Below are 22,789 nucleotides of genomic sequence, written 5' to 3'. Positions count from 1 at the left end.
ATGACCCAGGCCCGTCTGATGGACGGTACCGCCCTCGCCCGCCGCATCGTCGAGGAGACCGCGAAGAAGGCCGCCGACCTCACCGGGCGCACGGGCAGCGCGCCGTGTCTGGCGACGGTGCTCGTCGGCGAGGACCCGGCGTCCGTGACGTACGTCCGCATGAAGCAGAACCGCTGCCGGAAGGCCGGCATCGAGTCGCGGCACGTGGCCCTGCCCGCCGCCACGACCACCGCCGAACTCGTCGCCACGCTGCGGGAGTTGTCGGCCGATCCGGGGGTGCACGGCATCCTGCTCCAGCATCCGGTGGGTGACCACGTGGACGAGCGCGCGGCGTTCGAGGCGATCGCCCCGGAGAAGGACGTCGACGGGGTCACCTTCGCCTCCTTCGCCACGATGAGCTTCGGCCTGCCCGGCTTCGTCTCCTGCACGCCCGGCGGGATCGTGCGGCTGCTCGACGAGTACGGCGTCGACCCGGCCGGGAAGCGGGCCGTGGTGGTGGGCCGCAGCGCTATCCTCGGCAAGCCGGTGGGCATGCTGCTGCTGGCCCGGGACGCCACGGTGACGTACTGCCACTCGCGCACCCGGGACCTCTCGGCGGCCGTCCGCGAGGCGGACGTCGTCGTCGCCGCCGTCGGCCGCCCCCGGCTGATCCGCGGGCAGGACGTGAAGCCCGGCGCGGTCGTGATCGACGCCGGCTACAACCCGGGGAACGTCGGCGACGTCGACTTCGACTCGGCCGTGGAGCGGGCCTCGCTGATCACGCCGGTGCCGGGCGGTGTGGGTCCGATGACGATCGCCACGCTGCTGGAGCAGACCGTCGACGCCGCCGCCCGGCAGCTCGGGGTGTGATCAGCGCAGCCAGGCGCTGTATCCCATGACGTCCCCGGCCTTCACCCCGTAGCCGGGGTCGTCCTCGGTGAAGGTGTCCTCCATGCCGAGGACGGCGCCGGTGCGCGGCTCCAGCACGAGCATGCGCCGGATGCCGCGGGCGTCGTGGACGTACGCGTGGCCGGAGCGGCCCAGGCGGTCGGTCACCTCGCCGACCGGGCGCAGCCCACCGGTCCGCGCGAACAGGTGGACGAGGGCCGCGGACTCGCGGGCGCCGAGGGTCCAGTGGTCGAGCAGTTCCACGGTGGCGTCGAGGAGTTCGGCGGTGCTCAGCGGGGCCGTGCTCCGGTCGGTCCGGGGGCGGACGACCTCGGTGAGGTAGGCGCTCAGGGCCGCCGCGGTGTGCGGCGGGGGCGCCTCGGGCGGGGCGTCGCTCCACATCGGCGGGTAGGTCGTCCGGCTGATCACATGGCCGTCCGCCACCTCGTGCGGCGCGTCGCCCTCGACGTCGCCCTCGTCGGTGAGGACCGGCCTGCCGGGATGCCGCGGGTCGGTCGCCACGACCAGTTCGGTGTGGGTGGCGTCCGCGTGCCAGCGCACCACGCGCTCCTCGGGGAGGGTGACGGGGGGCTTGCCGTCGCTCATGCCGAGGCTCCACGACTGCACGTGCGTCCCCCTGCGCAGACGCGGCGAACCGCCCGAGGCGGCGGCGTCGGCGAGGGCGGTCAGGTCCGTCAGGGGCACGGGCGCGGACTGGGTGCGGACGGTCAGCGGGCGGGGCGCGGCGACGGCCCGCGGGGTGCCCGCGCCGCCGAGCACGGCGTCGAGGGCGACGGCGAGGACGACGGCGGTGGCGGCGAGGCCCCAGACCAGCCGGGCGCGCCGAGTACGGCCGGGAGGCGGCGGAAGCAGCCGGCGCCGGGCACGCGGGGGACGGCGGGAGGGTGCAGTCAGCAGCCGGGCCCACGGGCGCCGGGAACGGCCGAAAAGTGCCGCAAGCAGCCGGACCCACGGGCGTGCAAGCCGGCCGGAAGGTGCAGGTAGCAGCCGGGCCCACGGGCGCCGGGAACGGCCGAAAAGTGCCGCAAGCAGCTGGGCCCACGGCTGCGCAAGCCGGCCGGACGATGCCGGAAGCGACCGGCGCCGGCGTCGGCCCGCGTGCTCCTCGGTCATCAGTCGCGTGAGCCGCCGCTCGGCGGGATCGTCGAGCGGCCCGTCGCCGAAGCGGGGGTGGTCGGCCGGCACCGGGTCGGCGCGGCGGAGGAGTTCGAGTTCGTCAGCCATGTCCGTGGTCCTTGCACAGGGTCGCGTCGGCGGGGACGGGAGCCGGCGGCGGCCGGTCTTCGGCCGGGGCGGACGGGGCGGGGCCCAGCCGGTCGATCTCGGTCCGGAGCCGGCGCCGTGCCCGGTGCAGGCGCATCGTCGCCGCGCGCCTGCCGCAGCCGAGGGCGACCGCGATCTCCTCGGCACCGAGTTCCTCCCAGGCGGCCAGCCGGAGTATCTCCCGGTCGGCCGGGGACAGCCGGTCCAGGGCCTCGTGCACCCAGGCGCCCGGGGCCTCGGCGTCGGGGCTGTCCACGACGTGCCGGCCGTGCGCGGCCTCGTCGTTGCCGAGCCGGTCCACCAGCCGGCGCCGCCGCCCGTAGCCGCGTACCGCGTTCGCCAGGCAGTTGCGGGCGACCCCGTACAGCCAGGGCAGCGGCGAGGCCGGCAGGTCGGCCCGGCGCCGCCAGGCGACCGTGAACACCTCCGCCACCACTTCCTCCACCTCGCCGGTCCGCCCCGGAAGCCGCCTCGCGACATAGCGGCTGACCGCCCAGTAGTGCTCGCGATAGGCAGCGGCGAAGATCTCGTCGTTGCTCATGTTCGGTTCGTGTCCGGCACGGCCCGGATCGTCACACCCTTCTTCCGTGATGCTCCTCGCGTCGCCCGAGTGTGACGCGTGGGGCGGGCGCGGACACAGGCGGGGCGTGAAGAGGATCCAAGACACCAGGGCCGTACAGTGGCTCACCACCACCGATCACAAGACGATCGGGACGCTCTACTTGGTCACCGCGTTCGGGTTCTTCCTGTTCGGTGGTGTGCTGGCGCTGTTCATGCGCGCCGAGCTGGCCCGGCCGGGCCTGCAGATCATGTCGAACGAGCAGTTCAACCAGGCGTTCACGATGCACGGCACCGTGATGCTGCTGATGTTCGCGACGCCGCTGTTCGCCGGTTTCGCCAACTGGATCATGCCGCTGCAGATCGGCGCGCCCGACGTGGCGTTCCCGCGGCTGAACATGTTCGCCTACTGGCTCTACCTGTTCGGCTCGCTCACCGCCGTGAGCGGCTTCCTCACCCCGCAGGGTGCGGCGGACTTCGGCTGGTTCGCGTACGCCCCGCTGTCGGACGCGATCCGGAGCCCGGGGCTCGGCTCGGATCTGTGGATCATGGGTCTGGCCTTCTCCGGCTTCGGCACCATCCTCGGCGCGGTCAACTTCATCACCACGATCATCTGCATGCGCGCGCCGGGCATGACCATGTTCCGCATGCCGATCTTCGTGTGGAACGTGCTGCTGACGGCCGTCCTCGTGCTGCTGGCCTTCCCGGTCCTCGCGGCCGCGCTGTTCGCCCTGGAGGCGGACCGCAAGTTCGGCGCCCACGTGTTCGACGCCGCCAACGGCGGCGCCCTGCTGTGGCAACACCTCTTCTGGTTCTTCGGCCATCCAGAGGTGTACATCATCGCGCTGCCGTTCTTCGGCATCATCTCCGAGGTCATCCCGGTCTTCTCCCGCAAGCCGATGTTCGGCTACATGGGTCTGATCGCCGCGACCATCGCGATCGCCGGTCTGTCCGTGACGGTGTGGGCCCACCACATGTACGTCACCGGCGGAGTGCTGCTGCCGTTCTTCTCCTTCATGACGTTCCTCATCGCCGTACCGACCGGCGTGAAGTTCTTCAACTGGATCGGCACGATGTGGAAGGGCTCGCTGTCCTTCGAGACGCCCATGCTGTGGGTGATGGGTTTCCTCGTCACGTTCGTCTTCGGCGGGCTGACGGGCGTCATGCTCGCCTCACCGCCCATCGACTTCCACGTCTCGGACTCGTACTTCGTGGTGGCGCACTTCCACTACGTGGTGTTCGGTACGGTCGTCTTCGCGATGTTCGCCGGCTTCCACTTCTGGTGGCCGAAGATGACCGGCAGGATGCTCGACGAGCGCCTCGGCAAGCTCACGTTCTGGACGCTGTTCACCGGTTTCCACGGCACGTTCCTGGTGCAGCACTGGCTCGGTGCCGAGGGCATGCAGCGCCGGATCCCCGACTATCTGGCGGCCGAGGGGTTCACGACGCTCAACACGGTCTCCTCGGTCTTCTCGTTCCTGCTGGGTGCGTCCCTGCTGCCGTTCTTCTACAACGTGTGGCGGACGGCCCGGTACGGCGAGCGGGTGGAGACCGACGACCCGTGGGGCTACGGCCGTTCGCTGGAGTGGGCCACTTCCTGCCCGCCGCCCCGGCACAACTTCCGCACGCTCCCCCGGATCCGCAGCGAGTCCCCGGCCTTCGACCTGCACCACCCGGAGATCGCGTCCCACGAGCGGGAGTCGGCCGTCCGATGACGGCCGAGGACTGCGGCGACCGGGCGGGACCGGCCCTCGTGCGGGAGATCGAGGGCCATCTGCTGCTGGCCGCCGCACGGCAGGAGGGCCGTACGGCGGGCGCACGCCTCGCCTCCCGGCTGGGCTGGCTCACCGAAACCCAACGGGAGGATCTGCAAGCCCAGTTCGAGGCGGAGTACCTGACACTCACCCGCGCCTCCTGGCACCGCACCGCCGAACGGGCCGAGGAACTGCGCCGGGACTACGAAGCCCGCTACCGCACCCTGCGCACCCGCCTGCTGGCCTGCCTCCTGCTGGGCTGCGCGGTGCTGGCGGGGAGCGCGCTGGTGCTCGCCGCCGCCGGGTAGGCGCCCCGGCGCCCCCGTGCGCCGGTCGGCCGGCGCGTCACAGGCACTGCTCGCGCGCCGCCGGTCGCCATACTGGGACGCGTGCGGGTGGCGATCATGACGGCGGGCTCACGGGGCGACGTGGCTCCCTACACCGGGCTGGGACACCGGCTGCACCGGGCCGGGCACGAGGTCACCCTGGTCACGCACGGGCGGTTCGCGTCGCTCGTGGCGGGTTCCGGGGTCGGGTTCCACGCGCTGCCGGTCGATCCGCGGGCGGAGCTGGAGTCGGCGCGCGGCCGGGGACTGCACCGCAGCGCGAGCGGCGCCGGGAAACTGATCCGGGTCGTGGAGCTGGCGCGGCGGCTGGTCGGCCGGATGACGGACGACCTCCTCGCGGCGGCCCGCGACAGCGACGTACTGCTGCTGTCGGCCTCGGTGGCTCCGCTCGGGCACACCATCGCCGAGGGGCTGCGGCTGCCCAGCATGGGTGTCTACCTGCAACCCCTCACCGCCACCCGGGAGTTCGCGCCGGCCGTGCTCGGCGGCGGCTCCTGGGGCGGTACGGCGAACCGGGCCGCCGGGCACGGGGTGGGCCTCGCCGTGGAGCGGGTCTTCGCCGCCACGGTGCCCTCGCTGCGCTCCCGGCTGGGCCTTCCCCCGGACCGAGCCGGAGTGGCGCGGCGGACGCGGGAGCGGGTCTGGCCGGTGCACCACGGGTTCAGCCCCGTGGTGGTGCCCCGGCCGCGCGACTGGCGGGCCGGTCTGGAGGTGGGGGGCTACTGGTGGCCCTACGACACCGGGACGGAACTCCCCCGGGCCGTCGCCGAGTTCCTCGACGCCGGGCCCCCGCCGGTGTTCGTCGGACTGGGCAGCGCCACCGTGCCGGACGCCGGCCGGCTCAGTGCCCAGGTGGTCGCGGCGCTGCGGCGGGCCGGGCTGCGCGGGGTGATCCAGCGCGGCTGGGGCGGGCTCGCGGCCGACGGCGAGGACATGCTCACCATCGGCGAGGTACCGCACGCCCTGCTCTTCCCGCGGATGGCCGCCGTGGTGCACCACGCGGGCGCGGGCACGACGGCGGCGGGACTGCGGGCCGGGGTGCCTGCCGTACCGGTGCCGGTCCAGTTCGACGCGGGGTTCTGGTCCGCCCGGCTGGTGGGCCTGGGTGTCGCCCCCGGTGTCGTACCGCTGCGCCGGCTGACCGCGTCCGCCCTGGCCTCGGCCCTGGTACGGGCCACCCGGGACCCGGCGTACCGGGAGCGGGCGCGGGCGCTGGGCACCCGCGTCCGGGGCGAGGACGGCGCGGCCCCCGTGGTCGGGGCGGTGGACCGGCTGGGCGGCCGGGGCGTCAGCCGGCGGTGAGCAGCACCATCCGGAAGCGGGCCCGTCCGGCGAGCATCTTCTGGTACGCCTCGTCCGCCTCCGTCAGCGGGACGGTCTCGGTCATCGGGCGGATGCTGTGCAGGGCGCTGAAGGCCATGGTGTCCTCGACGTCCTGCGAGGTGCCGGACGGGTGGCCGCGGACCACGCGCCCGGCGAGGAGCAGCTGGGCCGGGTTGATGCCGAGCGGTGCGGTGTCCGCTCCGATGACGACCAGCTCCCCGCGCGGCGCGAGGCCGTCGGCGGTGCCCGTGATGGCCTCGGAGTTCCCGGCGGTGGCGAGCACGACGTGGGCGCCGCCCAGGGACTGCAGGGATTCGGCGACCGGGGTGCCGGAGGTGCTGTCGACGTAGTGGTGGGCGCCGAGCTGCTTGGCGAAGTCGGCCTTCTCGGCGCCGCGGGCGATCGCGATGGTCTCGAAGCCCATCGCCACCGCGTACTGCACCCCGAGGTGCCCGAGGCCTCCGATGCCGAGCACCGCGACCCGGTCGCCGGGCTGGGCGGAGCTGCGCCGCAGTCCGTTGAACGTGGTGACGCCCGCGCAGGCGAGGGGGCCGGCGTCGCTCGCCGACAGCGCTTCGGGAATCCGGGCCAGGGCGTCGACGGGCGCGACGACCTGGTCCGCGAAGCCTCCGTCGTAGGTCCAGCCGGGGACCTGGAGGTTGACGCACACGATGAAGTCGCCCTGGCGGCAGGGCGTGCAGTGGCCGCAGCTGCCGCCGAACCAGCCGACCGCCACCCGGTCGCCGACCTGGTATCCCCATGCCTGCGTGTCCTCGCCGAGCTCCTCGACGCGTCCGGCGATCTCGTGCCCGGGCACCACCGGGAACGTGACGCCGGGCAGGCCGCCGCTCACGAAGAGGGCGTCACTGTGGCAGATCCCGCAGGCCTCGACGGCGATCCGCACATGGCGGGGCCCCGGCCGCGGCACCTCGCGCTCGACCAGCTCGAAGGCGCCGTCCGCGGTCGCCACCTGCGCGACTCGGTAGGTAGTCATGTGTCTCTCCGGAGAACGGGTACGACGGCCCCCCGCACCAGCAGACCAGTTCCCGGCCGATCGCGCGCGCCGAACGGCCGGCACCCCCGCTGACCTGGGCCTGCCAGGTCCGGCACGCCTCGTCGGCATCCGCGCCGGACCAGCCGGCCGCGCCGCCCCGGCCGCGCCCTCACCCGGCCGCGGGCCGCCAGCCCTCCGGCCGGAGCATGCCCAGCAGCAGCCGCACCAGCTCGTCCACCACCTCGTCCAGGGTGGCGTCCACCCAGCCGGCGCTCCAGTCGTGCAGGAGGCCGTTGACGCTGCCGATGAAGGCCGTGGCCGCGAGGCGGTAGTCGCGCGGTGCGGCGTCCCCACGGGCCACGGCGGCGTCGGCCTCGGCGCGGATCAGGTCGATCCAGCGGGCGCGGCGCGCGAGGCGCTGCTCCTCCAGGTGCGGGCTGACCCCGATGATCTCCACGAAGGTGATGCGGATGCGGCGCGGGTCGCGGGTGACGCCCCGGGCGTAGGCGCGGAAGAGGACGGCGGCGCGCTCGGCCAGGGGCAGTCCCTCCGCCGAGGCGAGCGCGTCCAGCACGGCCTCCTCGGCCCAGTCGTTGACCTGGAGGTGGAGCGCGGCGAGGACGTCCTCCAGGCCGCGGAACTCCTCGTAGAACTGGCGCGTGGACAGTCCGGCGGCCTGGCTCAGAGCGGCGACCGTCGTGCCCCGGTAGCCGGGCGTGCCGCCGAACAGCCGCAGCGCCGCGTCGAGGAAGCGCCGCCGGCGCTCGGCCTGCCGCTCCTCGGCGGTCCTGCCGCCGTAGCGGCCCGTGGGCGTCTTGAGCCTGCCCGTCACCCTGCTCCCTCCATAGCCCCTGCGATCACCCAATCTTGTCGTGCACACATCTTGTCGAGAAGCCCCACCGCTCCTTACTTTTCGGTAAGTCGACTGTGAAAGCGCCCGTGTTCAGATTCCCCCACGAGGAAAGAGAGCAGTCATGCCTGCCTCCAGAACCCGGCACCTTTGCTCCGTGGCCGCCGCCCTCGTCCTGACCGCCGCCGGTCCCGCGGCCGCCGCCTCCGCCGCCGGCGCGGCGGCCGGCACGTCCGGCGGACTGCGCGAGGTGATGTTCGTCGGCAACAACTGGGACGGCACCGCGGACGTCATCAGGTCCACCGGCGACTACGCGAAGGTGGGCCGGATCGACGTCGTCCCGGACAAGGCCGCCCGGATGGCGGAGATCAACGCCGACCCGATCAAGTGGATCTACTTCCAGGCGATCCGCAACGGTGTCGGCGAGGGCCACGACCAGTTCGCGGACGACATGTACTCCACCCCGGACGGCCGGTCGGTCGTGGTGTCCCGGCCGAGCTTCGCCGACGTCGTCTCCCTCGACCTCGCCACGGGAAAGGTCAACTGGCGTTTCCCGGTGGCCGGTTACCGCTCCGACCACATGGCGGTCTCGCCGGACGGCACCCGGGTGGCGGTGTCCGCCTCCACCGCGAACACCGTGCACGTGCTCGACATCGACACCGGCAGGCAGCTGGGTTCGTTCGCCACCGGCGACAAGCCGCACGAGAACATCTTCTCCCGCGACGGCAAGTACATCTGGAACATGTCGATCGGGGACGTCAACACCGCCCTGGACGACCCGATCTGGGACTGGACCAAGGGCGACCGGCGCATCACCGTCGTGGACGCGACGACGTACAAGCAGGTCAAGGTCATCGACATGCGCCAGCGGCTCGACGCGTTCGGGCTGAAGAACTACTCCGACGCGGTCCGCCCGGCGGTCTTCTCCCCCGACGAGTCGAAGCTGTACTTCCAGGTGTCGTTCTTCAACGGCTTCCTGGAGTACGACGTCGCCACCGACCGGATCACCCGGGTGAAGACCCTGCCGAAGAACCCGGCGACCAGCGAGGACCGCACCACGTGGGTCAACGACTCGCGCCACCACGGCATCTCGATGAACCCCGCGGGCACGAAGCTGTGCGTCGCGGGCACCATGGACGACTACGCCACCGTCGTCGACCGCGCCACCCTCCAGGAGGGTCCGCTGGTCACGACGTCGAAGCCGTACTGGGCGACGGTCAGCGGCGACGGCAAGGACTGCATCGTCTCCGAGAGCGGCGCCGACCAGGTGACGGCGATCGACTTCGCCACGGGCCGGAAGGTGACGTCGGTCCCCGTCGGCGACCATCCGCAGCGCGTCCGGCTGGGGCACGTACCGGCCGACTGGACGGGCCCCGCCGGGAGTTGAGCGGACCGTCGGATCAGTCCCCCATCCGGCCCGCCACGTTCAGCAGGTACTCCTTCCGGTTGAGCGGGTTGTGGTCGGTGCGCGGACGTTCGGGAACCTGGCCGCGGGTGACGGGGGCGTAGTGGTCGAAGGCCGTCTCCAGCTCGCCCTCGCCCCGGGTCAGCCCCGGCAGCCGCTGGTCCAGCTCGTGCACCCGGGCCGCGGGCACGGCGCCCTCCAGGACACAGGCCGGGCCGTGCGTCGCGGTGGTCTCGGGTACGGCACCCAGCCGGGCGAGCACCGGCAGCAGCGCGCCCAGCGTGTCGGCCGGCGCCTGGAGGCGGAAGCGGTGCACGGGCTCGTGCACCAGGCTGCCGGCCCGGCGCAGCGCCTCGGTCAGGACCAGGGGGGTCAGGCCCCGGAAGTCGTGGCCGGTGCTGGACATGCTCTTGTCGAAGCCCTGGTGGGCATGGCTCTGGCGGGGCGAGTAGCCGGAGTGGGTCATGGTGACCGTGCAGTCGGTGACCCGCCAGCCGTGCAGCCCCTGGCCGAGGCTGTCGCGGACGGTGTCCTCGACGGCCCGGAAGAAGGCGTACGGCATCGAGCCCAGCTCGACCTCCAGCCGGAACGCCACTCCCGAGCCGGGCGGCGCCGGGTCGACGCGCAGTCCGACGGTGGCGAGGAAGGGGTTGGCGTCCTTCTTGTTGAACTCCACGGCGTGCCCGGAGCCGGCCGGCCGCTCGATGCAGAGGGTGGTCGTCCCGCGGAAGGTGACGGCCAGGCCGTACTCGTCCGCGAGGGTGGCCTGGACGACCTCCTTCTGCACCTCGCCGTAGAGCGAGACGGAGGTCTCCCGGCGCCGCTCGTCGTGCCGGACCCCGATGAGCGGGTCCTGCTCGGCGAGCTGGGTGAGCGCGAGGTGCAGTGACCTCCGGTCGGTGCCGGGACCCGGGACGACGACGGACTCCAGGGTGGGCGGCGCGAAATGATGCCGGTACGCCGCCGCCGGCACCCCGAGCGCGTCCCCGATCCGGACCCCGCCGAGACCCCACACCTTGACGATCCGGCCGGACCCGGCGCTGTCCCGCCGTACGTCGGAGCCCCGGTCGAAGACACTGATCGCGGTGACCCGGCCGTCCTTCCGGGCGGCGGTGGCGCGGGAGGTGGCGGCGGGCCGGTCGCCGTCCGCGCCCACGGGCACCCGGTCGCGGACGCGGAGCGTGCCGGTGTGGAGGCGGGCGTAGGCGATCTTCTCGCCCGCCGGGCCGCGTTCGACCTTGAAGACCGAGGCGGACAGGGGGCCCTCCGGGTCGCCCGCGGCGGGCGGCAGCAGGTGCTCGATGCCGTCGATCAGCTCGGGCACGCCGGCGCCGGTGGCGGCGGAGCCGAAGTACACCGGATGGACCAGTCCGCTCCGGGTCCCGGCCGCCAGGGCGGAGCGGAGCCGGGCCTCGGGCACCTCGCCGTCCAGGTACGCGGCGAGCAGCCCGTCGTCGTGGTCGGCCAGGGTGTCGAGCGCGGCCGGGCCGAGGTGGGGGACGAAGCGGGCGGCACGGGTGCCGCGCGCCGCGGTCCGCCCCATCGGAACGAACGGCGCGGCCAGCCGCCGCGCGAGGCCGCTCAGCACGGCGCCGTCCTCGGCGCCACGCCGGTCGATCTTGTTGACGAAGACCAGCGTCGGGATGCGCAGCCGGCGCAGCGTCCGCATCAGCACCCGCGTCTGCGCCTGGACGCCTTCCACGGCCGACACGACCAGCACGGCACCGTCGAGGACACCGAGCACGCGCTCGACCTCGGCGATGAAGTCCGGGTGACCGGGTGTGTCGATGAGGTTGACGGTGACGCCGTCGAGCGGGAACGACACGACGGCGGACTTGATGGTGATGCCTCGCCGCCGCTCCAGCGCGAGGGTGTCGGTGGTGGTGCTGCCCTCGTCGACGCTGCCGACCTCGTCGATCACTCCGGCCGTGTACAGCAGCCGTTCGGTCAGACTGGTCTTACCTGCGTCGACATGCGCGAGAATTCCGAGATTGAGCAGATGCACTGAGCGTGATGTCCTTCGGCACGGGGTGGGTTCCTTCCTGGGTGGACATGCACGCTGCGCGCATTCGAGGGGTCCTCTCCGTGTGACGTCCCGAGGGGCATCGGGTCCCGAGCAGTGCAGCAGGGACGCTCCGTCGACGGCAATCGATTAACGCTCAACAAGTCGGCGCCGCAGCACTCGCCGCGTCCGGAGAGCCGCCATAGAGTGACCTACATCACGCGAGCGTGGCTGATTCCTCACTCCTGCCCGCACGGCCTGGAGGGCGCATGACCCACATCAAGGTGAACGTGGACAGCACGACGTACGAGGACGACGTGGAACCCCGTCTCCTCCTCGCCCACTATCTGCGTGACCGCCTCGGACTCACCGGCACCCCGATCGGCTGCGACACCTCCAACTGCGGGGCGTGCACGGTCGACCTGGACGGCGCGACGGTCAAGAGCTGCTCAGTGCTGGCCGTACAGGCCGACGGCGGCGAGGTGACCACGATCCAGGGGCTGGCCCGGGACGGCGAGTGGACGGCGCTCCAGCGCGCCTTCCACGAGCGGCACGGTCTGCAGTGCGGCTACTGCACCCCCGGGATGATCATGGCGGCGCGGGATCTGCTCCGCGAGAACCCGCACCCCACCTCCGACGAGGTCAGGCAGGCCCTGGAAGGCAACCTCTGCCGGTGCACCGGCTACCAGAACATCGTCCGCGCGGTGCTCGCCGCGGCCGACGGGGAGAACTCCCCCGGCCGGGCGGAAGCCGGGCAGGGGGCCGCCTCCGGACAGCAGGTCACCGAGGAGGCGACGGCATGACCGACCAGGCCGTAGAGCGCGAGATCGGCCGCTCCCGGCTCCGCAAGGAGGACGCCCGGCTGATCACCGGCCAGACCAGCTGGACGGACAACATCCAGGTCGCCGGCCTGCTGCACCTGGCCGTGCTGCGCAGCCCGATGGCGCACGCCCGCCTCACCCGGGTCGACGTCTCGCCCGCCCTCGAACGGCCCGGAGTCATCGCCGCGTACAGCGGCGCCGACCTCGCCGAGGGCCTGGGCTCGCTGCCCTGCGCCTGGCCCGTGACCGAGGACATCGTGCTGCCCGACCACCCGCCGATCGCCGTGGACGAGGTCCGCCACGCCGGTGACCCGGTGGCCGTCGTGATCGCCCGCGACCGGTACGCCGCCGCCGACGCCCTGGAAGCGGTGGAGGTCGACTACGACCCGCTGCCACCGGTGCTCGACCTGGAGGCCGCCCTCGCCGAGGACGCGCCGCTGGTCCACGCCGACAAGGGCACCAACCGCTGCTACACCTGGCCGCTCGCCACCGGCGAGAGTTTCGACGCGGTCCGCGAGCGCGCCGAGGTGACCCTGAAGCGCCGCTACCACCAGCAGCGGCTGATCCCCAACGCCATGGAGCCCCGCGCGGTCGTCGTCACGCCGATCGCCGCCTCCGGCGAGTACACCGTCTACTCCGCGACCCAGATCCCGCACATCCTGCGGATCATGCTGGCCACGGTCACCGGCATCCCCGAGCAGAAGCTGCGGGTGATCGCCCCCGACGTGGGCGGCGGCTTCGGCTCCAAGCTCCAGGTGTACGGCGAGGAGGCGCTGGCCCTCGCGGTGGCCCGCAGGCTCGGGCGCCCGGTGAAGTGGACCGAGTCCCGCTCCGAGGGCTACCTCGCGACGCACCACGGCCGCGGCATGATCCAGGACGTGGAGATCGCCGCCACCCGCGAGGGCAGGCTGCTCGGCCTGAAGGTGGACCTGCTCGCCGACATGGGCGCCTACCTGATGCTCGTCACCCCGGGCATCCCGATCCTCGGCGCCTTCATGTACCCGGGCATCTACAAGATGGACTCCTACGAATTCAACTGCACCGGGGTCTTCACCACCCGTACCCCCACCGACGCCTACCGCGGCGCCGGCCGCCCGGAGGCCACGTACGCCATCGAGCGGATCATGGACGAACTGGCCGTGGAACTCGGCCTGGACCCCGTGGAGGTACGGCGCCGGAACTGGATCCGGCACGAGGAGTTCCCGTACGCCACGATCGCCGGCCTGACCTACGACAGCGGCAACTACGAGGCCGCGACCGAGAAGGCACTGGCCCTGTTCGGCTACGACGACCTGCGCGCCGAGCAGCGCAAGCGCAACGAGCGCGGTGACACCGTACGCCTCGGCATCGGCGTGTCGACGTTCACCGAGATGTGCGGCCTCGCGCCGAGCCGGGTGCTGCGCGACCTGCGGTACGGCGCCGGCGGCTGGGAGGCGGCGAGCATCCGCATGCTGCCCACCGGCAAGGTCGAGGTCGTCACCGGCACCAGCCCGCACGGGCAGGGCCACGAGACCTGCTGGAGCCAGATCGCGGCCGACGTGCTCGGCGTGCCGTTCGAGGACATCGAGGTCGTGCACGGCGACACCAAGTCCGCCCCGATGGGCATGGACACCTACGGCTCGCGTTCGCTGGCCGTCGGCGGCGAGGCCGTGCACCGGGCGGCGGTGAAGGTCGTGGACAAGGCACGGAAGATCGCCGCGCACCTGCTGGAGGCGAGCGAGCAGGACCTGGAGTTCAGCGGCGGGGCGTTCTCGGTGAAGGGATCCCCGGAGGCCCGCAGGACCATCCAGGAGATCGCCTTCGAGACGTTCACCTCGCACGACCTGCCCGACGGCGTCGAGCCGTCCATCAACGCCGAGACGGTGCTCGACCCGGAGAACTTCTCCTTCCCGCACGGCACCCACCTGTGCGCGGTCGAGGTCGACACCGAGACCGGGAAGACCCGGATCCGTTCGTACGTCTGCGTGGACGACGTCGGCACGGTCGTCAACCCGATGATCGTCGAGGGCCAGGTGCACGGCGGCCTCGCCCAGGGCATCGCGCAGGCGCTGTTCGAGGAGGCCGTCTACGACGACCAGGGCAACCTGGTCTCCGGCACCATGGCCGACTACCTGGTGCCGTCGGCCGCGGACCTGCCGGACTTCGTCACCGACCGCACCGAGACCCCGGCCGTCGACAACTCCATGGGCGTCAAGGGCGTCGGCGAGGCGGGGACCATCGCGTCGACGCCCGCGGTCGTCAACGCCGTGGTGGACGCCCTGCGGCCGCTCGGTGTGCGGGACGTCCGGATGCCCTGCTCACCGCACCGGGTGTGGCAGGCGGTCCAGGCCGCGCGGTCCGGAGCCGGCGTCGCGACCGAGGACGTCGAGGGGACGGGGCCCGCGCAGTCCGGCCAGTCCGGGCAGGCGGCGCAGTCCGGCGACGTGGGCCAGTACGACCCCTCGGGGAAGGAGGACCAGGCATGATTCCCCCCGCATTCGAGTACGCCCGCCCCGACAGCGTGGACGAGGCGGTGCGCACCCTCGCCGACGCGGGCGAGGACGGCAAGGTGCTGGCCGGCGGGCAGAGCCTGCTGCCGCTGCTGCGGATGCGGCTGGCCTTCCCCGAACTCGTCGTGGACGTCGGCAGGATCAGCGAGCTGCGCGGGGTCCGCGAGGACGGCGACACGCTCGTCATCGGCGCGATGACCACGCACCACGAGGTGGTCCGGGACCCGCTGGTGCGCCGGCACGCCGGTCTGCTGGCCGAGGCGACGGCCACGGTGGCCGACCCGGCGGTACGGCACCGGGGCACCCTGGGCGGCTCCCTCGCGCACGCCGACCCGGCCGGGGACCTGCCCGCCGTGGCCCTGGCGCTGGACGCCGGCCTGGTCGTGGCAGGACCCGGCGGCCGGCGCACGGTACCGGCGCGGGAGTTCTTCGTCGACTACCTCCAGTCGGCGCTGGCGCCCGACGAACTCCTGGTGGAGGTGCGGATCCCGAAGACGGACGGCTGGAGCTTCCACTACGAGAAGTTCCACCCCGTCGCCCAGTCCTGGGCCATCGTCGGTGTCGCCGCGCTGGTGCGGCGCGACGACGGGCACATCGCCGAGGCGCGCGTCGGCCTCACCAACATGGGCTCCACACCGCTGCGCGCCACGGCCGCCGAGGAGGCGCTGTCCGGCGCCGACGGCCCCGAGGCCGTGGCCCGTGCCGCCGAGGCGGCGGCCGAGGGCGCCCGGCCGTCGCAGGACCTGGCGGCCTCCCCCGAGTACCGGCAGCACCTCGCGCGCGTGCTGACCCGGCGGGCGGTGCTGACCGCCACCGGATGGGGGTGAGCGCCGATCACCCGGATGGACGACCCGGAGCAGGTGCGGGCCCGCCTGGAGGAGACGGGGTACCTCGTCGACGAGGGGCTGGCCGTCACCTGCTTCCTGGCCCTGAGGCTGCACCGGCCGCTGTTCTGCGAGGGCGACGCGGGCGTCGGGAAGACCGCGCTCGCCGCCGCCCTCGCCGAGGCGCTCGGCGCGCCGCTGATCCGCCTCCAGTGCCACGAGGGCATCGACGCCTCCCAGGCGCTGTACGACTGGGACTTCCCACGCCAGCTGCTGCACCTGCGGGCCGCCGAGGCGGCCGGGGTGACGGACGCCGACCGGCTGGAGAGCGAGCTGTACGACCGGCGCTTCCTCATCGCCCGGCCGCTGCTCCAGGCCCTGCAGACGCAGCCGTCGGTGCTGCTCGTCGACGAGATCGACCGCGCCGACGACGAGTTCGAGGCGTTCCTGCTGGAGCTGCTGTCCGAGTACTCCGTCTCGATCCCGGAACTCGGCACGCTGCGGGCCGAGGTGCCGCCGGTGGTGGTGCTGACCTCCAACCGGACCCGGGAGGTGCACGACGCGCTGAAGCGGCGGTGCCTCTACCACTGGTTCGACCATCCGTCCTTCGCGCGGGAACTGGCCATCGTGCGGCGACGGCTCCCCGAGGTGTCGCAGCGGCTGGCCGAGCAGGTGACCTCGCTGGTGCAGACCCTGCGGGGCGCGGACCTGCTCAAGCCCCCGGGGGTGGCCGAGACGATCGACTGGGCGCAGGCGCTGGACGCGCTGGGCGCCCGGGAGGCGGACGCGGACCTGGTGGTGACGACGCTGGGTTCGGTGCTGAAGTACCGGGAGGACATGGACCGGGCCCGGGGCCTGGACCTCGCGGCGGCCCTGGCCGCCCGGGGGGTGTGACGGCCATGGCCCCGGCCGACGGCGCGGCGGACCGGCCGCCCGCCACGGCTAGCGGCCCGCCCGGGACACCGCTCGGCGCCGACGCCGTGCTGGTCGGCTTCGTCCGGGCGCTGCGGGCGGCCGGGCTCGACGTCAGCACCGAACGGCTGTACGCGTTCCTGCGGGCCGTGGCCGTACTGCGGCCCGGGATGCGGGCGGACGTGTACTGGGCGGGCCGGGCGACGCTGTGCGGCGGGCACGACGACCTGGAGCGCTACGAGCGGGTGTTCGCCGCGTACTTCGGGGCACGCGGCGCCCCGGCCCCGCGCCGGGTGCGTGCCACTCCCCCGCCCCGGCTGCGGCTCACCGTGCGGGAGGCGGTCGGCGTACCGGGCGGGCCGGCCGGGAGCGAGCCGGCGGGTCCGCCCACGGCCACGCTCGCCAGCTCGGCGGAGGTGCTGCGCCATCGTGACGTGGCCGGGTTCGACGCCGCGGAGCGGGCCCAACTGCACCGCCTGCTGGCCGCGTTCGCGCTGCACGGCCAGACCCGGCGAACGGCCCGGCGGCGGCCGGCCCGGCGCGGGGACGTCGATCCGCGGCGCACGGTACGGGAGTTGCTGCGGCGCGGCGGGGAACCCGCCCGGCTGCGGCGGCACGCACGGACGGAGCGGCCCCGCCGGGTCGTCCTGCTGGTCGACGTGAGCGGTTCGATGGCGCCGTACGCGGATGCGCTGCTGCGGTTCGCGCACGCGGCGGTGCGGGCGGGGCGCACGGAGGTGTTCACCATCGGTACCCGGTTGACCCGCACGACCCGAGAACTGTCCCACCGGGACCCGGAGCTGGCGATGACGGCCCTGGCGGCGGCCGTGCCGGACTGGCGCGGCGGCACCCGCCTGGGCGAGCTGCTGCGCGAGTTCCTGAACCGCTGGGGGCAGCGCGGCATGGCGCGCGGCGCGGTCGTCGTCCTCATGTCGGACGGCTGGGAGCGCGGGGACCCGGAACTGCTCGGCGCGCAGATGCGCCGGCTGCACGCCCTGGCCCATCAGGTGATCTGGGCCAACCCGCGCAAGGCCCGCCCCGGTTACGCGCCGCTGGCGGCTGGGATGGCCGCGGCCCTGCCGAGTGTCGACGCCTTCGTCGAGGGGCACAGCCTCGCGGCACTGGAGCGGCTCGCGGCGGTGGTGCGCGGGGCGGCGGGCGGCGCGGACGACGTGAAAGGAGCGCAGCGTGCGTGAGATCCTCCCGGCGCTGGAGCGCTGGTACACCTCCCGGATCCCGTTCGGGCTCGCCACGGTCGTCGCGGTCAGCCGCAGCGCGCCGCGGGGGCCCGGTGCCGCCATGGCCGTGGGTCCGGACGACGAGGTGGTGGGGAGCGTGTCGGGCGGCTGCGTGGAGGGCGCGGTGTTCGAGCTGGCGCAGGAGGTGGTGGCGAGCGGCGAGGCCCGGCTGGAGAGCTTCGGGTACAGCGACGAGGACGCCTTCGCGGTGGGGCTCACCTGCGGCGGGGAGATCACGCTGCTGGTGCGGCCGGTGTCGCCCGAGACGGACCCGGTGTTCGGGGCGGTCGCGGGCGCGGTGGACGCGGGCGAGCCGGTGACCGTGGCGACGGTGGTCGACGGGCCCGCCCCGCGCGGTGCCGCCCTCGGGGTGTGGCGGGACACCGTGGCCGGCACGCTCGGCACGAGCGGGCTCGATGCCGCCGTCGCGGCCGACGCGCGCGGTGAACTCGCCCTCGGCGCGACGGTCCTGCGGCACTACGGCCCGCGGGGCGAGCGCCGTGAGGACGACGTCACGGTGTTCCTCCAGTCGTTCGCGCCGCCGCCGCGGATGCTGGTGTTCGGCGCGATCGACTACGCGGCCGCGGTGGCCCGGATCGGCGACTTCCTCGGCTACCGGGTCACCGTGTGCGACGCCCGCCCGGTCTTCGCGACGCCCAAGCGCTTCCCGACCGGCGTGGAGGTCGTCGTGGAGTGGCCGCACCGGTATCTGCGCAGCACCGGCACCGACGAGCGCACGGTGATCTGCGTCCTCACCCACGACCCGAAGTTCGACGTGCCGCTGCTGGAGGAGGCGCTGCGCCGGCCGGCCGCGTACATCGGGGCGATGGGCAGCCGCCGTACCCATGACGAGCGGCGCGAACGCCTGGCCGAGGCCGGTCTCACGCCGGTGGAGCTGTCCCGGCTGCGCTCACCGCTGGGGCTCGACCTCGGGGCGCGTACACCCGAGGAGGTCGCCGTGTCCGTCGCCGCCGAGATCGTCGCCCTGCGCTGGGGCGGCAGCGGAACGCCGCTGACCGCGACCACCGGGGCCATCCATCCGCCCGCCGCCGTCTGAGTGCTCTGAGTGCGAGGAGAAGTCATGGAGCTGCAGCACGAGTTCACCGTCCCCGTCCCGGTCGGCGAGGCCTGGCCGGCGCTCCTGGACATCGAACGCGTCGCACCGTGTCTGCCGGGCGCGGCGGTGGAGGAGTACGACGGCAAGACCGTGACGGGTTCGGTGAAGGTCAAGGTCGGCCCGGTGACCGTGACCTACCGGGGCACCGCGGTGTTCGAGGAGCAGGACGAGGCGGCACACCGGATGGTGCTGGTGGCGAGCGGCCGGGAGACCCGGGGGCAGGGCACGGCCCGGGCGACGGTCACCGCGGAGCTGACCGGACGCGACGGCGGTACGGCGGTCTCGGTGCGGACGGATCTGACTGTGACCGGTCGTCCGGCGCAGTTCGGGCGCGGGGTGCTGGCGGAGGTGGGCGACCGGCTGGTGTCGCAGTTCGCGGACTGTCTGGCCCAGCGGCTGACCGAGCCGGCCCCGGCCGCCGAGGAGCGGCCGGGCGAGGAAGCGACGGCGGCGGCGACGGCCGGTCCGGCGGAGCCGGAGCCGCTGGACCTGCTGCACGCCGCAGGCCTCCCGGTGGCCAAACGGGCGGCGGCCCTGGCGGCGGCCCTCGCCGCCCTGACCGTGGTGGTCCTGCGCCTGCGGCGCCGCGACCGAAGCCGCCACGGAAGACGACGCCGCTAGCGCCCCGGAAGGGCCGCGGGGAACTCCGCGACGAGCCACGACGCACCCGCAGCGCGCTAGGCGGGGTCTCCGGAGACGCGTGCGTGGACGTGCTGGTCGTGCCAGCCGTCGGCGTGCAGCAGGGCGCTGCGGTGGGTGCCCTCGAAGAGGTAGCCGGCCTTCTCGGCCACCCGGCAGGAGGCGGGGTTGCCGGTGGAGTGGCACAGCGTCAGCCGGTGCAGACCCAGCTCGTCCAGGGCCCAGCGGCTGAGCGCGCGGGTCGCCGCGACCGCGATGCCGCCGCCGCGTGCCTCGGGCAGCACCCAGTAGACGACCTCGGCACTGCCGCCGGCCAGGTCGACGTCGTTGAGCCCGGCGAGTCCGACGGCCGCGCCGCCGGCCGGGGCGACGGCCCAGATCGCGCCCGTCTCGGCCGTCCGGCGGGCGTGCAGCCGCTCGATGCGGGCGCGGGCCTCGTCCCGGCTGCCGACGGAGAAGAGGTTCCAGTGGCTGATCGCCGGGTCCTGTCCGGCGGTGTGCAGGGCGTCGGCGTCACCGTCGTCCAGCCGCCAGGGCCGCAGCTCCAGACCGCCGGGCAGCGGCAGCACGGGCTGTGCCCCGGCGGCGAGGCGGCCCGCGGGGACGACGTCGGGTATGCCGGCGGTGGAGGTCATCCGGTGATCATGCCACGGGCCGTCACCGCCGGGGCAGCCGGTGCAGCGTCACGTCGGTGAGCGCTCCGCCGTCGACCGCCGCCGTGAGGTAGGTGCAGTGGGGCTGGCGGCGGCGGTCGGTCGGGGAGCCGGGGTTGAGCAGGCGCAGGCCGCCGGGGGCGGTGGTGTCCCAGGGGATGTGGCTGTGCCCGAAGACCAGGACGTCGAGGTCGGGGAAGCGGGCGGCGCAGCGGGCCTCGCGGCCCTGGGCGGGGCCGGTCTCGTGCACCACGCCGAAGCGCAGGCCCCCGAGGTCGGCACGGGCCACCTCGGGGAGCCGGGCGCGCAGCTCGGGGCCGTCGTTGTTGCCGTACACCCCGACCAGCCGGCGGCTGCGGCTCTCCAGCAGGTCGAGGGTGGCCGCGTCGACCCAGTCCCCGGCGTGCAGGACGACGTCCGCGTGCGGGAGTTCGGCGAGCAGCTGCTCCGGGAGCCGCTTGGCGCGCTTCGGGAGGTGGGTGTCGGACATCAGCAGGAGACGCACGCGGTCAGCCTAGGCGGCTCAGGAGGTCAGCCGGCGGACGCCGCGTACGGCGCCCAGTACGGCGGCGCCCGCGCCGACCGCCGTGGCCGCGGGGTGCCGGACCAGGATCTCCTGCCAGGACCGGGCGTGGGCGGTGTCGTCGAAGGCGCCGTGGGCGCCCTGGTCGCCCGCGGGTTCGCGGTCGACCGGCTCGAAGAGGTTGTCGAGGCCGGCGGGCGGGACGCTGTCGGTCTGCTGGGCGTCGAAGCCGGTGCGGGCCAGGTAGCGGTCGAGCAGGGCCGGTGCGAGGCGGTTGGCCCAGATGGTGGCGACCGTGGTGGCGCCGACGTAGTACTGCTTGCGGCGCGGGTGGTCGGCCGCGTACGCGACGCCCCGTGCGGCGACCTCGGGCTGGTAGATGGGCGGCACCGGCATGGGGTGCTTGGCCAGCCGGGAGCGCACCCACTGGAACTGGGGGGTGTTGACGGCGGGCATCTGGGCGACGGTGATGTGCACGCGGCTACCGCGGTGCAGCAGTTCGGTGCGCAGGGAGGAGGTGAAGCCGTTGATGGCGTGCTTGGCGCCGCAGTAGGCGGCCTGGAGCGGGATGGAGCGTTCCCCGAGCGCGGAGCCGACCTGCACGACGGTGCCGCGGTCCCGGGGCAGCATCCGTTTGAGGGCCGAGCGGGTGCCGTTGACGAAACCGAGGTAGGTCACCTTCGTGACGCGCTCGAACTCCTCGGCGGTGATCTCCTCGAAGGGGGCGAACACCGTGGAGAACGCGCAGTTGATCCACACGTCGATGGGTCCGAAGGTCTCCTCGGCGGCGTCGGCGGCCGCCTCCACGCCTGCCGGGTCGGCGGTGTCGGCGACCTGGACCAGCGGGCGTCCGCCGAGGGCGGCGACCTCGTCCGCCGCCTCCTCCAGGCCTCCCTTGCCCCGTGCGATCAGTACGACGTCGGCACCGCGCCGCGCGTACAGGCGGGCGGTGGCGCGCCCGATCCCGGCGCTGGCACCGGTGATGACGACGGTCTGGGGCATGGTCATCTCCTCTCGTACGGCATGTCGTACGTCTGGGAACGGTTCGTCGGGCGGGAAGCGGCGGTTCGCATCGGTCTCACTCCACGCGGTACCGCCGCGCCTGCTCCTCGACGAGGGTGAGGCCCAGTCCCGGCGCCCCGTCGGCGCCCGGGGTGACGCTGCCGCCGCCGGGGTCCAGGACGCCGTCGAAGAGGAGCCCCTCGACGCGGACGTGGTCGTGGAACCACTCCAGGTGGCGGAGGTTGGGCACGGCGGCGGCGACGTGGGCGTGGGCGTGGGGCGCGCAGTGCCCCGAGATGTCGAGTCCGTGCGCGTGGGCGAGGGCGGCGGCGCGCAGCCAGACGGTGATGCCGCCGCACCGGGTGACGTCCGCCTGGAGGCAGTCGACGGCGCCGGCAAACAGCATGGCGGCGAAGTAGGGCAGCGTGTAGCCGTACTCGCCCGCGGTGACGTCCATCGGGACGCGGCCGCGGATGTCCGCGAGCATGCCGAGGTGGTCGGCGGAGACGGGTTCCTCGAACCAGGTCACGCCGTGGTCGGCGAGGCCGCCGGCGATCCGCACGGCCTGCCCGCCGGTGTAGGCGCCGTTCGCGTCCACGTAGAGCTCGGCGGTGTCACCGACGCCGGCCCGCGCGCGGGCGACCCGTTCCAGGTCGCGGGTCTGCCGGGTGCCCCAGGACTCGCCGATCTTGATCTTCACGCGGGGGATGCCCTGTTCCTCGGTCCAGCCGCGCAGTTGCCGGTCCTGGCGATCGGCGTCATAAGTGGTGAAGCCGCCGCTGCCGTAGACGGGCACGTCGTCGCGGGCGCGGCCGAGGAGGTGGACGAGGGGGACGTCGAGCAGCCGGGCCTTGAGGTCCCACAGGGCGATGTCGACCGCGGCGATCGCCTGGGCGGTCACGCCGGGCAGCCCGGCGTTGCGGACGGCCCGGCACATGCGCTCGTTGGCGCGCGGCACGTCGAACGCGGGGAGACCGGTGACGGGGCCGGCGAGCAGGTCGCGGACGACGTGGGCGGTGGCGGCGGGCGCGTAGGTCCAGCCCAGTCCGGTGGTGGGGCCGGAGCGGACGGTGACCAGGACCAGGGTGGTCGAGTCCCAGGCGAGTGTGCCGTCCGCCTCGGGGGCGTCGGTGGGCACGGTGTAGACGGCGGTGTCCACGGTCTCGACGGCGGGCAGGTCGGTCATG

Annotated in this window: 21 protein-coding genes; 12 read left to right on the top strand and 9 right to left on the bottom strand. The window is 73.8% G+C overall.

All coding sequences use genetic code 11. The annotated features are described in order from the left end of the window. Complete coding sequence (locus tag N8I86_RS33415) at positions 1–849, top strand: bifunctional 5,10-methylenetetrahydrofolate dehydrogenase/5,10-methenyltetrahydrofolate cyclohydrolase (protein WP_073890896.1); 849 nt, start codon at positions 1–3, stop codon at positions 847–849. Here N8I86_RS33415 and N8I86_RS33410 read toward each other — a convergent pair whose 3' ends face one another. Together N8I86_RS33410 and N8I86_RS33405 are read right to left on the bottom strand one after the other, a co-directional pair. Then, positions 850–2,112, bottom strand: coding sequence for a CU044_5270 family protein (locus N8I86_RS33410; RefSeq protein WP_317633630.1), 1,263 nt, complete (start codon positions 2,110–2,112; stop codon positions 850–852). Beyond that, a complete protein-coding gene (locus N8I86_RS33405; protein ID WP_073890898.1) occupies positions 2,105–2,692 on the bottom strand; it encodes an RNA polymerase sigma factor in 588 nt (195 codons plus the stop codon). Before N8I86_RS33405 ends, N8I86_RS33410 begins: the two co-directional genes overlap by 8 nt. A 49-nt stretch (positions 2,693–2,741) precedes the next feature. On the opposite strand from N8I86_RS33405, the gene ctaD reads away from it, so the two are divergent. The 3 genes from ctaD (at position 2,742) to N8I86_RS33390 (ending at position 6,112) form a co-directional block, all read left to right on the top strand. Next, positions 2,742–4,424, top strand: a complete 1,683-nt coding sequence (gene ctaD / locus N8I86_RS33400; RefSeq protein ID WP_404830884.1) for an aa3-type cytochrome oxidase subunit I — start codon at positions 2,742–2,744, stop codon at positions 4,422–4,424. Beyond that, positions 4,421–4,771, top strand: coding sequence for a hypothetical protein (locus N8I86_RS33395; RefSeq protein ID WP_263279475.1), 351 nt, complete (start codon positions 4,421–4,423; stop codon positions 4,769–4,771). The genes ctaD and N8I86_RS33395 overlap by 4 nt, the downstream gene beginning before the upstream one ends. Positions 4,772–4,867: 96 nt before the next feature. Next, complete coding sequence (locus N8I86_RS33390) at positions 4,868–6,112, top strand: glycosyltransferase (protein ID WP_263280190.1); 1,245 nt, start codon at positions 4,868–4,870, stop codon at positions 6,110–6,112. On the opposite strand, the gene N8I86_RS33385 is transcribed toward N8I86_RS33390, so the two are convergent. Beyond that, positions 6,099–7,127, bottom strand: coding sequence for an alcohol dehydrogenase (locus N8I86_RS33385; RefSeq protein ID WP_263279474.1), 1,029 nt, complete (start codon positions 7,125–7,127; stop codon positions 6,099–6,101). The genes N8I86_RS33390 and N8I86_RS33385 overlap by 14 nt on opposite strands. Positions 7,128–7,296: 169 nt before the next feature. Beyond that, complete coding sequence (locus N8I86_RS33380; protein ID WP_263279473.1) at positions 7,297–7,959, bottom strand: TetR/AcrR family transcriptional regulator; 663 nt, start codon at positions 7,957–7,959, stop codon at positions 7,297–7,299. Between the two features lie 142 nt (positions 7,960–8,101). On the opposite strand from N8I86_RS33380, the gene N8I86_RS33375 reads away from it, so the two are divergent. Next, positions 8,102–9,364 carry a YncE family protein gene (locus N8I86_RS33375; protein WP_263279472.1) on the top strand — a complete coding sequence of 421 codons (1,263 nt, stop codon included), beginning with the start codon at positions 8,102–8,104 and terminating at the stop codon, positions 9,362–9,364. A gap of 13 nt (positions 9,365–9,377) precedes the next feature. On the opposite strand, the gene N8I86_RS33370 is transcribed toward N8I86_RS33375, so the two are convergent. Beyond that, positions 9,378–11,387: an elongation factor G gene (locus tag N8I86_RS33370; RefSeq protein WP_263279471.1), complete on the bottom strand. Its 2,010-nt coding sequence runs from the start codon at positions 11,385–11,387 to the stop codon at positions 9,378–9,380. 266 nt (positions 11,388–11,653) lie between these two features. Between N8I86_RS33370 and N8I86_RS33365 the strand changes: the two genes are divergently transcribed. Genes N8I86_RS33365 through N8I86_RS33335 form a run of 7 tightly spaced genes read left to right on the top strand, consistent with a single transcriptional unit; the run spans position 11,654 to position 19,406 of the window. Continuing rightward, complete coding sequence (locus tag N8I86_RS33365; RefSeq protein WP_263279470.1) at positions 11,654–12,187, top strand: (2Fe-2S)-binding protein; 534 nt, start codon at positions 11,654–11,656, stop codon at positions 12,185–12,187. Then, complete coding sequence (locus N8I86_RS33360; protein WP_263279469.1) at positions 12,184–14,670, top strand: xanthine dehydrogenase family protein molybdopterin-binding subunit; 2,487 nt, start codon at positions 12,184–12,186, stop codon at positions 14,668–14,670. Before N8I86_RS33365 ends, N8I86_RS33360 begins: the two co-directional genes overlap by 4 nt. Next, positions 14,667–15,521 carry an FAD binding domain-containing protein gene (locus N8I86_RS33355; RefSeq protein ID WP_263279468.1) on the top strand — a complete coding sequence of 285 codons (855 nt, stop codon included), beginning with the start codon at positions 14,667–14,669 and terminating at the stop codon, positions 15,519–15,521. The genes N8I86_RS33360 and N8I86_RS33355 overlap by 4 nt, the downstream gene beginning before the upstream one ends. Before the next feature lie 15 nt (positions 15,522–15,536). Continuing rightward, positions 15,537–16,412: an AAA family ATPase gene (locus N8I86_RS33350; protein WP_073890918.1), complete on the top strand. Its 876-nt coding sequence runs from the start codon at positions 15,537–15,539 to the stop codon at positions 16,410–16,412. A 5-nt stretch (positions 16,413–16,417) separates the two neighbouring features. Continuing rightward, positions 16,418–17,626 carry a vWA domain-containing protein gene (locus N8I86_RS33345; RefSeq protein ID WP_263279467.1) on the top strand — a complete coding sequence of 403 codons (1,209 nt, stop codon included), beginning with the start codon at positions 16,418–16,420 and terminating at the stop codon, positions 17,624–17,626. Next, positions 17,619–18,725, top strand: a complete 1,107-nt coding sequence (locus tag N8I86_RS33340) for an XdhC family protein (protein WP_073890920.1) — start codon at positions 17,619–17,621, stop codon at positions 18,723–18,725. The genes N8I86_RS33345 and N8I86_RS33340 overlap by 8 nt, the downstream gene beginning before the upstream one ends. Before the next feature lie 24 nt (positions 18,726–18,749). Next, positions 18,750–19,406: an SRPBCC family protein gene (locus tag N8I86_RS33335; protein ID WP_263279466.1), complete on the top strand. Its 657-nt coding sequence runs from the start codon at positions 18,750–18,752 to the stop codon at positions 19,404–19,406. Positions 19,407–19,462: 56 nt separating this feature from the next. On the opposite strand, the gene N8I86_RS33330 is transcribed toward N8I86_RS33335, so the two are convergent. The 4 genes from N8I86_RS33330 to N8I86_RS33315 form a co-directional block, all read right to left on the bottom strand. Next, positions 19,463–20,059, bottom strand: a complete 597-nt coding sequence (locus tag N8I86_RS33330) for a GNAT family N-acetyltransferase (RefSeq protein WP_263279465.1) — start codon at positions 20,057–20,059, stop codon at positions 19,463–19,465. Positions 20,060–20,081: 22 nt separating this feature from the next. Then, positions 20,082–20,582 carry a metallophosphoesterase family protein gene (locus N8I86_RS33325; protein WP_123440609.1) on the bottom strand — a complete coding sequence of 167 codons (501 nt, stop codon included), beginning with the start codon at positions 20,580–20,582 and terminating at the stop codon, positions 20,082–20,084. Between the two features lie 18 nt (positions 20,583–20,600). After that, on the bottom strand, positions 20,601–21,602 hold the full coding sequence (locus N8I86_RS33320) for an SDR family oxidoreductase (RefSeq protein WP_107423647.1): 1,002 nt from the start codon (positions 21,600–21,602) through the stop codon (positions 20,601–20,603). Between the two features lie 76 nt (positions 21,603–21,678). Continuing rightward, positions 21,679–22,788, bottom strand: a complete 1,110-nt coding sequence (locus tag N8I86_RS33315) for an enolase C-terminal domain-like protein (protein ID WP_123440608.1) — start codon at positions 22,786–22,788, stop codon at positions 21,679–21,681. Between the last annotated feature and the right edge of the window lies 1 nt (position 22,789).

The sequence above is a fragment of the Streptomyces albidicamelliae genome, assembly GCF_025642175.1.
GTDB classification, from domain to species: domain Bacteria; phylum Actinomycetota; class Actinomycetes; order Streptomycetales; family Streptomycetaceae; genus Streptomyces; species Streptomyces albidocamelliae.
Note: the sequence above shows the minus strand (reverse complement) of the source record. Positions and strands in the feature narration are given on the sequence as shown.